The sequence below is a fragment of the Cellulomonas oligotrophica genome, assembly GCF_013409875.1.
GTDB lineage: Bacteria > Actinomycetota > Actinomycetes > Actinomycetales > Cellulomonadaceae > Cellulomonas > Cellulomonas oligotrophica.
Map to the genome: position 1 here is coordinate 2,432,818 of NZ_JACCBK010000001.1, position 11,994 is coordinate 2,444,811.

Genomic DNA, 11,994 nt, shown 5'->3' on the forward strand with positions numbered 1-11,994 from the left:
TCCGGCCGTTCCACGTGGAACATCCGCCGTGCACCCGGCTGCGCCGGCCTCGGCGGTGAGGCGCGACCTCGTCGGTGAGGCACGCTCCCCTGGTCGCGCTCCCTGGACGCCCGCAGGCGCGCCGGAACCCCGTTGTTTCACGTGGAACGGGGGTGCCCGCATGTTCCACGGAGAACGGGGATGCCCGCCCGCCCCGCCGGCCTTGCCGCCTTCACCCTCCTGGCGCGGCGCTCCAGGACCTCCTAGCCCTACCCCGCGACGAGCCGTTTCACGTGGAACATCGTCCGCGAGGTGAGCGTCTCACGACGAAGGCGGGCGCCCCTGTCGGGGGCACCCGCCTTCGTCTGCCTGGAGCGCGAGGTCACGCCGGGTGGATCACCACGTGACGATCGGGCTCGACGCCGTCCGAGTCGCTCACCAGACCAGCGGCGGCAACGGCGTCGTGCACGACCTTGCGCTCGAACGGGTTCATGGGACGCAGTGCCACGGGGGCACCTTCGGATCGCACCCGACCGATCGCCTCCTCGGCGATCGCGACGAGCTCAGTCCGCCGCGCCGCCCGGTGACCGGCGACGTCGAGCATCAGGCGGCTGCGCTCCCCCGTGCGGGCCTGGACCGCGAGCCTCGTCAGCTCCTGGAGCGCGTCCAGCACCTCGCCGTGCGGGCCGACGAGGCGCCGCAGGCTGCGGTCCTCCGACTCGTCCGAGACGATCTCGACCGCGGCCCGTCCGTGCTCCACGTCGATCTCGATGTCACCGTCGACGTCGACGATGTCCAGGAGCTCCTCGAGGTAGTCGGCGGCGATCTCGCCCTCCTCCTCGAGGCGCTTCACGTCTGCGGCCACCTCGGGCTGCGTCGCACCCATGTCATCTCCGTTTCGTCGCGCCTGCGCGCTCTGGTCCGTCGTCACGTCAGCGCCCGCCGGTGGGCGTCGTGCCGTCGTCGCCCGCGGTCGGTCCCGCGTCGTCACTGCCGTTCGCGTCGGTCCCCGGGCCCTGTCCGGCGGCGGTCTGCGGACGTCCCTTCGCACGGTCCTTGCGCTTCGGCTGCTGCCGCTGGCCGCTGCGGGGCCGCTCCTCGATCACGGCGGTGGTGCCCTCGACGGTCTCGGCGACCTCGCCACGGGAGGCGGCCTTGCGGGCCTTGCGGGCCTTGAGCGCCGCCTCCGCCGCGGAGCCGGGCGCCGGCATGCGCCGGATCGTGTAGAACTGCTGGCCCATCGACCACAGGTTCGTGGTGGTCCAGTAGATGAGCACGCCGATCGGGAAGTTCACGCCCGAGAACGCGAAGATCAGCGGCAGGACGTAGAGCAGCACCTTCTGCTGCTGGGCCATCGGGCCCTCGAGCGCCGCCGGCGGCATGTTCTTCATCGTCAGCTGCCGCTGCGTGAGGAACGTGGTCGCCGACATAGCGATGATGAGCACGACGGTCACCAGCTGGATCTGCCACACGCCGTTCGCCTGCATGAACGTGCCTGCGAGGGGCGCCCCGAAGATCGTCGCCTGCTCGGCCTGCGCCGCCAGCTCCTGCGTCATCGGGCCGATCGCGTCGGCACGCGGGTAGGTGCCCTCGGCCAGCCGCGGGAGCTCGTACAGCACGCGGAACAGCGCGAAGAAGATCGGCGACTGCAGCAGCAGCGGCAGGCAGGACGCGAACGGGTTCGTGCCGTGCTTGCGGTAGAGCTCCATCATCTCGCGGCTCTGCGCCTCGCGGGAGGCCGGGTCGGTGCGCCCCTTGTACTTCTTCTGCAGCGCCTGCATCTCGGGCTGGATGAGCTGCATCCCCCGCGAGGCCTTGATCTGCTTGAAGAAGAGCGGGATCAGCAGGATCCGGATCACGATGACGAGCCCGACGATGGACAGCGCCCAGGCGGCACCGCCCGCGGGGTCGAGGCCGGCGGCGCTGAGCAGGTCGTGGAACTGCACCATGATCCAGGCGACCACCGCCATGATCGGGAACAGCAGGCCGTCCATCCAGTCCATGAAGAAGGCTCCTCGGAGCTCAGTGAGCGGGCGTGGCCGCGTCGTGGTGGCGGTGCGCAGGGCGCGCCGGTGGAACGTCGTCGACGCCGCCGGGGTTCCAGGGGTGGCAGCGCAGCAGCCGGCGGATCGCCAGCCACGTGCCTCGCAGCGCGCCGTGCCGCTGGACGGCGACGACCGCGTACTGCGAGCAGGAAGGGTAGAAGCGGCAGGTCGGCGGCGTCATCGGCGACACCACGACCTGGTAGACCCGCAGCAGCGCCAGCAGCAGCGTCGCAGGGATCCGGCGGACCACGGTCACCGCGCGGCGCACGGTCATCGCCGCCACGTCATCGCCCGTGCCCCGTGGCACGCCGTGCGGCGCGGTCGCGCGCCCGGCCGAGCCCGCCGTCGAGGTCTCGCGCCAGCTGGTCCGACGTCGCCGTCGACGCGGCGCTCTGAGCCCGGACGACGACGAGCGTGCCCGCGTCGAGCGAGTCCAGCCGCGGCCGGACGAGCGCCCGCAGCCGACGCTTCACGCGGTTGCGGACCACGGCGTTCCCGACGGCCTTGGACACGACAAGACCGACCACCGGCGGGCCGGGGTCGGTCGTGGTCGTGAGGTGCACGACGAGTGTGTCGCGTCCGGCGCGCGCCCCGCGACGCACCGTCTGCTCGAAGTCGGCAGACCGGCGCATCCGGTGCGCTGCGGGGAGCACCGGGCGGGGTGTCAGGCCGAGAGCTCGGCGCGCCCCTTGCGGCGGCGCGCCGCGAGGATGGCGCGGCCGGCTCGCGTGCGCATGCGCAGGCGGAAGCCGTGGGTCTTGGCGCGGCGCCGGTTGTTCGGCTGGAAGGTGCGCTTGGTCACGACGGTCTCCAAGGTCTCGGTACGGCCGCCCAGGGGTGCGCGACCAGGTCCATGTGCCGGTCGACCGCTCCGGGAACCCGTTGCCGAAGCAGGGGCTGGCGTCTGGGCGCGCCGAGAGGAGCCGTCAGGAGGCTGGGCCACGTTACGCGAGCCGTCGCTGGCCGGTCAAACGCGGACGGTGTGACCGAGTCGACGATCGGCTGACCTGCGGCGCTCCCCGACCGCGCCCCGCGCCGCGACCTGCCCGGACGTGCGGTTCGACTCACCCGTGCGCGGGCTTCTTCACCCACCCCGCGGGGTCTAGCATCGGTCCTCGTCACCCTGGGGGGGCTCGCGCGGCCCGCGCACGACGTGCCACCCTGGGCGGCGCCCGACCGGTCGGTGGTGCGGAGCCGGGCCACCGGTCGACCGCCGACCCGGAGCGCCTCCGCTACAGCCCGGAACGGCGCTCGTCGGCGAACGCACAGGTGTGGACAACTTTGTGGACAACGCCGGGCGGTGCCACACTCGCAGCCCGCTGGACGAGCACCCCGAGGTAGGACGTGTCACAGGACGAAGAACCCGCCCGCGTGTGGGGGCACGTCGTGCAGACCCTCGAGGCGAGCCCGGACATCACGCCGCGACAGCTCGCGTTCGTCCGTCTGGCCCACCCGCTGGGCATCCTCGACGGGACGATGATCCTCGCCGTCGGCAACGACCTGACCAAGGAGTACCTCGAGACGCGCGTGCGCGACGAGGTCACCGGTGCGCTCAGCCAGGCGCTGGACCGCGAGGCCCGGTTCGCGATCACCGTCGACCCCGAGATCGCCAGCGACGTCCCGCCCGCGCTGCGGGTCGTCCCCGCTCCCCCGGTCCGTGCGTCCGACGCGCTCGCGTCCGAGCGCGGGGCCCCGGGTCGGCTGGGCCACGACGGGCACGACGGCTCGCACGACGGCCGCAACGGTCAGCAGCACCTCTCCCAGCAGCATCCCGGCCAGCCGAGGCAGCTCCACGGGCGCGACGACGCGTTCGACGACGATGCCCGCCACGACGGTCGTGGACCGATGCCCGGCGACCGTGCGTCCCTGCGCGCCGTCGAGGACCTCAGCGCCGCGCGGCGCACGGCGGCCGCCGAGCCGGCGCGTCTGAACCCGAAGTACCTCTTCGAGACCTTCGTCATCGGGTCCTCGAACCGCTTCGCCCACGCGGCGGCGGTCGCGGTGGCCGAGGCCCCGGCCAAGGCCTACAACCCGCTGTTCATCTACGGGGACTCGGGGCTCGGCAAGACGCACCTGCTGCACGCCATCGGCCACTACGCGCAGAACCTCTACCCGGCCGTGCGCGTGCGCTACGTGAACTCCGAGGAGTTCACCAACGACTTCATCAACTCCATCTCCGAGGGACGGGCGGGCGCCTTCCAGCGCCGGTACCGCGAGGTGGACGTCCTCCTCATCGACGACATCCAGTTCCTGCAGGGCAAGGAACAGACGATGGAGGAGTTCTTCCACACCTTCAACACGCTGCACAACGCGAACAAGCAGGTCGTGATCACCTCCGACGTGCCGCCGAAGCAGCTCAACGGCTTCGAGGACCGGATGCGCTCGCGCTTCGAGTGGGGCCTCATCACCGACGTGCAGCCTCCGGACCTCGAGACCCGCATCGCGATCCTGCGCAAGAAGGCGGCGAGCGAGCGCCTGCAGGCCCCGCACGACGTGCTGGAGTACATCGCGTCGAAGATCTCGACGAACATCCGCGAGCTCGAGGGTGCGCTCATCCGGGTCACCGCGTTCGCGAACCTCAACCGGCAGCAGGTCGACGTGACGCTCGCGGAGATCGTCCTCAAGGACCTCATCACCGACGACCAGACGCAGGAGATCACCGCGACGACGGTGATCGGGCAGACCGCCGCCTACTTCGGTCTGAGCATCGAGGACCTGTGCGGCTCGAGCCGCTCCCGCGTGCTGGTGACCGCCCGGCAGATCGCCATGTACCTGTGCCGCGAGCTGACCGACCTGTCGCTGCCCAAGATCGGGCAGGCCTTCGGCGGCCGCGACCACACCACCGTCATGCACGCGAACCGCAAGATCCGCGAGCTCATGGCCGAGCGCCGGTCGATCTACAACCAGGTCACGGAGCTGACGAACCGGATCAAGCAGCAGCACCGCGGCTGATCCGCCGCCTCCGTGCCCCGACCCGTCGTCCACCGGGAGCGGGTGTTTATCCACAGGTTTCCCCACGGCCTGGGGACGAAGGTCACACCTCGGGATCGTGCTGCCTGCGCCATCCTGCGCTCCGTCGTCCCCGTCGCCGCTCCGGCCTGACCTGGGGCGATGCCAGCCTGCTGTCGACGTCGACACCGCGCGAGCCCCGACGGGCGACGCCCTGCACCCCCTCCCCGGGAGAACACGGGATGTCCGCAGCAGGAACGCGCTACCAGCAGAAATCGGGCATGGGATGACTACTCACACCTGTGCACAGACCTGTGGACGACGGTGGATGACCCCCTCCGTTCCTGTGGAGGGCACATGCCTCATCTGGGGACGGTTGGGGACGAGTCGCGCGCCGTCCCCAGGCGTCCACCGACGAGCCCTCGTCACCCACAGGTCAGCTCCACAGGCAAAAGTGGGCCTGACCTGCGGAAAGACACGAAATCCACAGAACTCACAGGCCCTATGACGATGACGGAACATAGAGATGAAGGGGGCAGACCACCGACGTTGGGCCGGCGACCGACGACGCGCAGGCCGGGGTCGACCACCTGCGCTGCGGGGCAGGGGACGTCGCGTAGTCTTCGCAGGAGCCTGGTGAGCGGTGGGACGGTGCCCCGCACGGGCGACGACGACGAGGGGTGACGCATGAGGTTCCGGGTCGATCGTGACGTGCTCGCCGACGCCGTCACGTGGACCGCACGCAGCCTCCCCACACGGCCGCCCGTCCCGGTGCTGGCCGGTGTCCGCATCGAGGCGGACACGACGGGGACCATCCAGCTCTCGAGCTTCGACTACGAGGTCTCGGCGCGTGCGCAGCTCCCCGCCGACGTCAGCGAGCCCGGCACCGTCCTGGTCTCCGGGCGTCTGCTGGCCGAGATCTCCCGCGCGCTGCCGGCCAAGCCGGTCGACGTGGTGCTGGACGGCACGAAGGTCCAGGTCACGTGCGGGGCGAGCCGCTTCACGCTGCTGACGATGCCGGTCGAGGACTACCCGGCGCTCCCCGTGATGCCGCCCGTGACGGGCACCGTGGACGGCGAGCACCTGACCCACGCCGTCGCGCAGGTCTCGGTCGCCGCGAGCCGCGACGACACCCTGCCGCTGCTCACCGGCGTCCGCGTCGAGATCGAGGGCGAGAAGGTCACGCTGCTGGCCACGGACCGGTACCGGCTCGCCCTGCGCGAGATGACCTGGAAGCCCGCGACGCCCGACCTGTCCGCCGTGGCCCTGGTCCGGGCGCGCACGCTGTCCGACGCGGCGAAGTCGCTCGGCGGTGCGGGCTCGGTGTCCGTGGCGCTGTCCACCGGCGGGGGCGTCGACCTCATCGGCTTCGAGGCCGGGGGCCGCCAGAGCACGAGCCTGCTCGTCGACGGCGACTACCCCGCGGTGCGACGGCTGTTCCCCGACGAGACGCCGATCCACGCGATCGTCCACCGCCAGCAGCTGGCCGAGGCCGCCAAGCGCGTCGCGCTGGTCGCGGAGCGCAACACCCCGATCCGGCTGTCGTTCGCCGAGGGGCAGCTGGTGCTCGACGCCGGCCAGGGCGACGACGCGCAGGCGTCCGAGGCGCTCGAGTCGACGCTCGTCGGCGAGGACATCTCGGTCGCGTTCAACCCGCAGTTCCTGCTGGACGGGCTCGGCGCGCTGGACACGACGTTCGTCCGGCTGTCGTTCACGCACCCGAACAAGCCGGTGGAGTTCACGGGTCAGGAGTCGCTCGACGGCGACGACCTCAAGGACTACCGCTACCTGCTGGTCCCGATCCGCTTCGCGAGCTGAGGCCGGGCCCCGTCCGTCGGGGCCCGCACGAGGAGTCCTCGCCGCCCGGGCGACCGCCCCCGGGCTGAGGCACAGTGGTGCACGGTGCGACGGCGCACGACCGGCGGAACCGCGCACGACGAGAGGGCGAAGCATGCACATCGGACTGGTCGGCCTGGGCAAGATGGGTGCGAACATGCGTGAGCGGATGCGCCGCGCGGGCATCGAGGTGACCGGCTTCGACCGGAACCCCGAGGTCACGGACGTGCCGACGCTCGAGGCGCTCGTGCAGGCGCTGCCCGCCGGTGAGCGCGTCGTGTGGGTCATGGTCCCCGCCGGCGAGGTGACTGACGCGGTAGTCACCGACCTCGCGGGCCTCCTGGCCCCCGGCGACCTGGTCATCGACGGCGGCAACTCGTACTACCAGGACGACGCGGGCCACGCCGCGCTGCTCGCGGAGCACGGCGTCGGGTTCGTCGACGCCGGCGTCTCGGGAGGCGTCTGGGGCCTGGAGAACGGCTACGGCCTCATGGTCGGCGGCGCGCCCGACGACGTGGCGCGCGCGATGCCCGTGTTCGACGCCCTGCGGCCCGAGGGCGAGCGCGCCGACGGGTTCGTGCACGCGGGGCCGGTGGGTGCCGGGCACTACGCCAAGATGGTGCACAACGGCATCGAGTACGGCCTCATGCAGGCCTACGCCGAGGGGTACGAGCTCCTCGCGGCGAAGGACCTCGTCACGGACGTCCAGGCGACGATGCGGGCCTGGAGCAAGGGCACCGTCGTGCGCTCCTGGCTGCTCGACCTGCTCGTGCAGGCCCTGGAGCAGGACCCGGCGTTCACGGAGATCGACGACTGGGTCGAGGACTCCGGCGAGGGGCGCTGGACGGTCGACGAGGCCATCGAGCTGGCCGTGCCCGCCCCCGTCATCGCGGCGTCGCTGTTCGCACGGTTCTCGTCGCGGCAGGGCGAGTCCCCCGCGATGAAGGCCGTCGCCGCGCTGCGCCAGCAGTTCGGCGGGCACGCCGTGCGCGCCGCGGGCGCCGACACGGTCACGCCCGCGGCACCGCCGACCTCGGAGGCCTGAGCCGCCCGTGCACGTCGCCCACCTCTCGCTCACCGACTTCCGGTCGTACCACCAGGTCGAGCTGCCGCTCGAGCCGGGGATCACCGCGCTGGTCGGCCCGAACGGGCAGGGCAAGACGAACCTCGTCGAGGCCGTCGGGTACGTCGCGACGCTGGGCAGCCACCGCGTGCCCAGCGACGCGGCGCTCGTGCGGCACGGCGCGAGCCGGGCGGTCGTGCGCGCGAAGGTCGTGCGCGAGGCGCGGAGCACGCTCGTCGAGGTCGAGGTCACCCCGGGCAAGGCCAACCGCGCGCGGGTCAACGGCGGCTCGCCGGGGCGCGCGCGCGACGTGCTCGGCATCCTGCGCACGGTGCTGTTCGCGCCTGAGGACCTCGCGCTCGTCAAGGGCGACCCGGACGGCCGCCGGCGGTTCCTCGACGACCTGCTGGTCCAGCTGACCCCGCGGATCGCCGGGGTGATCGGCGACCACGACCGGGTCCTGCGGCAGCGGTCCGCGCTGCTCAAGAGCGCCGGGGCCGCCGTCCGCGGCTCGCGCAGCGGGTCAGACCTGCGCACGCTCGACGTCTGGGACGCCAAGCTCGCGCAGGTCGGCGCCCAGCTCGTCGTCGCTCGTCGCGCGCTGGTGGCCGCGCTGCGACCCCGCGCGACGGACGCCTACCGCCAGGTCAGCTCGGGGCAGAGCGAGCTCGGGCTGGTCTACCGCACGTCGCTGGAGGCGGCCCTCGACCTCGACCCGGAGGCCGCCGCCGAGCCGGCGCCCGCCTCGCTCGTCGAGGCCCAGCTGCTCGAGGCGATGGGGCGGCTGCGCAGCAAGGAGATCGAGCGCGGCGTGTGCCTCGTGGGCCCGCACCGCGACGACCTCGTCCTGAGCCTGGGCGAGCTGCCCGCCAAGGGCTACGCGAGCCACGGCGAGTCCTGGTCGGTGGCGCTGGCGCTGCGCCTCGGCTCGTACGGGCTGCTCACGCACGGCGTCGAGGAGACGGACGCCTGGTCCGCCGACTGGGGCCCGGACGGCGAGCCGGTGCTCGTGCTCGACGACGTCTTCGCCGAGCTCGACACGCGCCGCCGCGCCCGCCTCGCCGAGCTGGTCTCGGCGGCCGGGCAGGTGCTGGTGACGGCCGCCGTGCCCCAGGACGTGCCCGAGCCCCTGGCCGGCGCACGCGTCGACGTCATGGGCGGCGAGGTCACCCGTGTCCTCTGACGGCCGCCCGGGCCGGCGTGGGCCGGACCCGCAGGACGAGGACCCGTCGGGCGCCCTGATCCCCCGCCCGCCCGTCGTCCCCGACGGCGTGCCCGTGGGCGAGCTGGTCGACCTGACCCCGCCCGAGCAGGTCGCCCGTGCGGCGCTCGCGCGGGCGAAGGCGGCAGCCCGCGCCCGCGGGCTGTACCCCGGGGCAGCACCCCGCGGCCGCGCGACGCCGGCGGTGTCCAGCGGCGCCCGCCCTGGCGCCCGCGACCCGCAGCTGCTGGGTGCCACGGCGCAGTCCCTGGCCCGTGACCTGGGATGGGAGCCCGGGCTGGTGGTCGGCGAGGTGCAGCACCGGTGGCGCGAGCTCGTGGGTCGGGACGTGGCCGAGCACTGCGAGTTCGTCTCCCTGGAGCAGGGCCTGCTGACGCTGCGCGCGGACTCCACGACCTGGGCCGCGACCGTCCGGATGTACAGCCCGACCATGCTCGCCCGGTTCTCCGAGGCGTTCGGCGAAGACACGGTGCTCGAGGTCAAGGTGCTCGGCCCGAGCACCCCGGGGTTCGGTCGCGGACCGCGCCGGGTCCAGGGGCGCGGCCCGCGCGACACGTGGGGCTGAGCGTTCGCGCACAGGGCACGGCGAGGGAAACGGTGCGCAAGGTGGTGACCGGGTAGACTAGGGAGGTCATTCCAGGCGTCTGCGGGCCCGTGAGAGACGAGAACTCCAGCCTCATGGGGTGATCCGGTCTCCCGGCGACGCGCAGCCGCTCACGACGCGCCCCGCGCGCGCCCAGCACCGAGGAGAAGCGTCGCCCGTGGCCGACCAGAGCACCTCTCGCGAACCGCAGGACTCGGACGAGGGGAACGCCGCAGTCGCCGCTCCGGCCGCAGGGTCGGGCAGCTCGCCCGCACCGGGCTCGTACGACGCCAGCGCGATCACCGTCCTCGAGGGCCTCGAGGCCGTCCGCAAGCGTCCGGGCATGTACATCGGGTCGACCGGTGAGCGGGGCCTGCACCACCTCGTCTACGAGGTCGTCGACAACTCCGTCGACGAGGCGCTGGCCGGCTACTGCGACACGATCGAGGTGACGCTGCTGGCCGACGGCGGCGTCCGCGTGACCGACAACGGGCGCGGCATCCCCGTCGAGGTGCACCCGACCGAGGGTCGTCCGACGGTCGAGGTCGTCATGACGATCCTGCACGCCGGCGGCAAGTTCGGCGGTGCCGGCTACGCGGTGTCGGGCGGCCTGCACGGCGTCGGCATCTCCGTCGTCAACGCGCTGTCGCGCCGGGTCGAGACGCGCGTCAAGCGGGACGGGTTCCTCTGGCAGCAGGACTTCGCGGACGGCGGCAAGCCGGTCGGCGAGCTGCAGAAGGGCGGCGCGACCGACGAGACCGGGACGTCGCAGACGTTCTGGGCCGACCCCACGATCTTCGAGACGGTCGAGTACGACTTCGAGACGCTGCGCTCGCGCTTCCAGCAGTACGCGTTCCTCAACAAGGGCCTGAAGATCTCGCTCACCGACGAGCGCCCGCAGCACACCGGCACCGAGGACGAGGTCGCCGGCACGGGCACCGCGGCGACGTCGGCGGCGCGCACGATCACCTACAAGTACGACGGCGGGCTCGTCGACTACGTCAAGCACCTGGTCGCGGCCAAGAAGGTCGAGCTCGTGCACCCCGACGTCATCGACTTCGAGGCCGAGGACACCTCCCGGCGCATCGCCGTCGAGATCGCGCTGCAGTGGACGACCGCGTACTCCGAGTCCGTGCACACGTTCGCCAACACGATCTCGACGACCGAGGGCGGCACGCACGAGGAGGGCTTCCGTGCGGCCATGACGGCGCTCATCAACCGCTACGGGCGCGACAAGGGGATCCTCAAGGACAAGGACGAGAACCTCACGGGCGACGACATCCGTGAGGGGCTGACCGCGGTGATCTCGGTCAAGCTCGGCGAGCCGCAGTTCGAGGGCCAGACGAAGACGAAGCTCGGCAACACCGAGGCCAAGACGTACGTGCAGCGCGTGGTGCACGAGCAGCTCGGCGACTGGCTGGACTCGCACCCGTCCGAGGCCAAGGACGTCATCCGCAAGTCCATGCAGGCGGCCGCCGCGCGCCTGGCCGCCCGCAAGGCGCGCGAGGCCACCCGCCGCAAGGGGCTTCTCGAGTCGCACTCGATGCCGGGCAAGCTCAAGGACTGCCAGTCCAACAACCCCGCCGAGTGCGAGGTCTTCATCGTCGAGGGCGACTCCGCCGGCGGCTCCGCGGTGCGCGGGCGCAACCCGCGCACGCAGGCGATCCTGCCGATCCGCGGCAAGATCCTCAACGTCGAGCGGGCCCGGCTCGACCGCGCGCTCGGCAACCAGGAGGTCCAGGCGCTGATCACGGCCTTCGGGACGGGCATCGGCGAGGACTTCGACCTGTCCAAGCTGCGGTACCACAAGATCGTGCTGATGGCCGACGCCGACGTCGACGGCCAGCACATCCGCACGCTGCTGCTGACGCTGCTGTTCCGCTACATGCCCGAGCTCATCACGCACGGGCACGTGTACATGGCGCAGCCGCCGCTGTACCGCATCAAGTGGACCAACGCGGACCACGACTACGTGTACTCGGACCGTGAGCGCGACGCGTTCGTCACCGAGGGCCGGGCCAACGGCAAGCGCCTGCCCAAGGAGAACGCGATCCAGCGGTACAAGGGTCTGGGCGAGATGGACTACACGGAGCTCTGGGAGACCACCATGGCCCCCGAGCACCGCACGCTGCTGCAGGTGACGCTCGACGAGGCCGCGGCCGCCGACGAGATCTTCTCGGTGCTCATGGGTGAGGACGTGGAGTCCCGCCGGGCGTTCATCCAGCGCAACGCCAAGGACGTGCGCTTCCTCGACATCTGACGCACGCCGCCGGCCCCGGCCGGCGCGCACGACGCGCAACTGACGGACCTGGTGAGT

11 protein-coding genes are annotated in these 11,994 nt (G+C 72.2%); 6 read left to right on the forward strand and 5 right to left on the reverse strand.

Features of this window, described 5'->3' with window-relative positions:
* Positions 1 to 361 precede the first annotated feature (361 nt).
* The 5 genes from BKA21_RS11035 to rpmH are packed head-to-tail and all read right to left on the reverse strand — an operon-like array spanning position 362 to position 2,826.
* On the reverse strand, positions 362 to 865 hold the full coding sequence (locus BKA21_RS11035) for a Jag family protein (RefSeq protein ID WP_140458237.1): 504 nt from the start codon (positions 863 to 865) through the stop codon (positions 362 to 364).
* 46 nt (positions 866 to 911) lie between these two features.
* Positions 912 to 1,982: a membrane protein insertase YidC gene (yidC, locus tag BKA21_RS11040; RefSeq protein ID WP_140458238.1), complete on the reverse strand. Its 1,071-nt coding sequence runs from the start codon at positions 1,980 to 1,982 to the stop codon at positions 912 to 914.
* A gap of 19 nt (positions 1,983 to 2,001) precedes the next feature.
* Positions 2,002 to 2,298: a membrane protein insertion efficiency factor YidD gene (gene yidD / locus BKA21_RS11045; RefSeq protein WP_140458239.1), complete on the reverse strand. Its 297-nt coding sequence runs from the start codon at positions 2,296 to 2,298 to the stop codon at positions 2,002 to 2,004.
* A 10-nt stretch (positions 2,299 to 2,308) separates the two neighbouring features.
* A complete protein-coding gene (gene rnpA, locus BKA21_RS11050) occupies positions 2,309 to 2,677 on the reverse strand; it encodes a ribonuclease P protein component (RefSeq protein WP_140458240.1) in 369 nt (122 codons plus the stop codon).
* A gap of 11 nt (positions 2,678 to 2,688) precedes the next feature.
* Entirely contained in the window at positions 2,689 to 2,826 is a 138-nt protein-coding gene (rpmH, locus tag BKA21_RS11055) for a 50S ribosomal protein L34 (protein WP_043601468.1), read from the reverse strand.
* A gap of 542 nt (positions 2,827 to 3,368) precedes the next feature.
* On the opposite strand from rpmH, the gene dnaA reads away from it, so the two are divergent.
* The 6 genes from dnaA to gyrB all read left to right on the forward strand — a co-directional run bounded on the left by dnaA (position 3,369) and on the right by gyrB (position 11,937).
* Positions 3,369 to 4,976 (forward strand): chromosomal replication initiator protein DnaA, encoded by a 1,608-nt coding sequence (gene dnaA, locus BKA21_RS11060; RefSeq protein ID WP_140458241.1) that lies wholly within the window; start codon positions 3,369 to 3,371, stop codon positions 4,974 to 4,976.
* Positions 4,977 to 5,660: 684 nt separating this feature from the next.
* Positions 5,661 to 6,791, forward strand: a complete 1,131-nt coding sequence (gene dnaN, locus BKA21_RS11065; RefSeq protein WP_140458242.1) for a DNA polymerase III subunit beta — start codon at positions 5,661 to 5,663, stop codon at positions 6,789 to 6,791.
* Between the two features lie 133 nt (positions 6,792 to 6,924).
* Entirely contained in the window at positions 6,925 to 7,854 is a 930-nt protein-coding gene (gene gnd, locus BKA21_RS11070) for a phosphogluconate dehydrogenase (NAD(+)-dependent, decarboxylating) (protein ID WP_140458243.1), read from the forward strand.
* Between the two features lie 7 nt (positions 7,855 to 7,861).
* Positions 7,862 to 9,055 carry a DNA replication/repair protein RecF gene (recF, locus tag BKA21_RS11075; RefSeq protein WP_140458244.1) on the forward strand — a complete coding sequence of 398 codons (1,194 nt, stop codon included), beginning with the start codon at positions 7,862 to 7,864 and terminating at the stop codon, positions 9,053 to 9,055.
* Entirely contained in the window at positions 9,045 to 9,659 is a 615-nt protein-coding gene (locus BKA21_RS11080) for a DciA family protein (protein WP_140458245.1), read from the forward strand. The genes recF and BKA21_RS11080 overlap by 11 nt, the downstream gene beginning before the upstream one ends.
* 316 nt (positions 9,660 to 9,975) lie before the next feature.
* A complete protein-coding gene (gene gyrB, locus BKA21_RS11085) occupies positions 9,976 to 11,937 on the forward strand; it encodes a DNA topoisomerase (ATP-hydrolyzing) subunit B (protein ID WP_239073029.1) in 1,962 nt (653 codons plus the stop codon).
* Positions 11,938 to 11,994: the final 57 nt, after the last annotated feature.

Excerpts from the sequence above, each read along its gene's own strand:
- BKA21_RS11035 (WP_140458237.1), bottom strand. The coding sequence starts at position 865 with ATGGGTGCGACGCAGCCCGAGGTGGCCGCAGACGTGAAGCGCCTCGAG.
- yidC (WP_140458238.1), bottom strand. The coding sequence starts at position 1,982 with ATGGACTGGATGGACGGCCTGCTGTTCCCGATCATGGCGGTGGTCGCC.
- yidD (WP_140458239.1), bottom strand. The coding sequence starts at position 2,298 with ATGACCGTGCGCCGCGCGGTGACCGTGGTCCGCCGGATCCCTGCGACG.
- dnaN (WP_140458242.1), top strand. The coding sequence starts at position 5,661 with ATGAGGTTCCGGGTCGATCGTGACGTGCTCGCCGACGCCGTCACGTGG.
- gnd (WP_140458243.1), top strand. The coding sequence starts at position 6,925 with ATGCACATCGGACTGGTCGGCCTGGGCAAGATGGGTGCGAACATGCGT.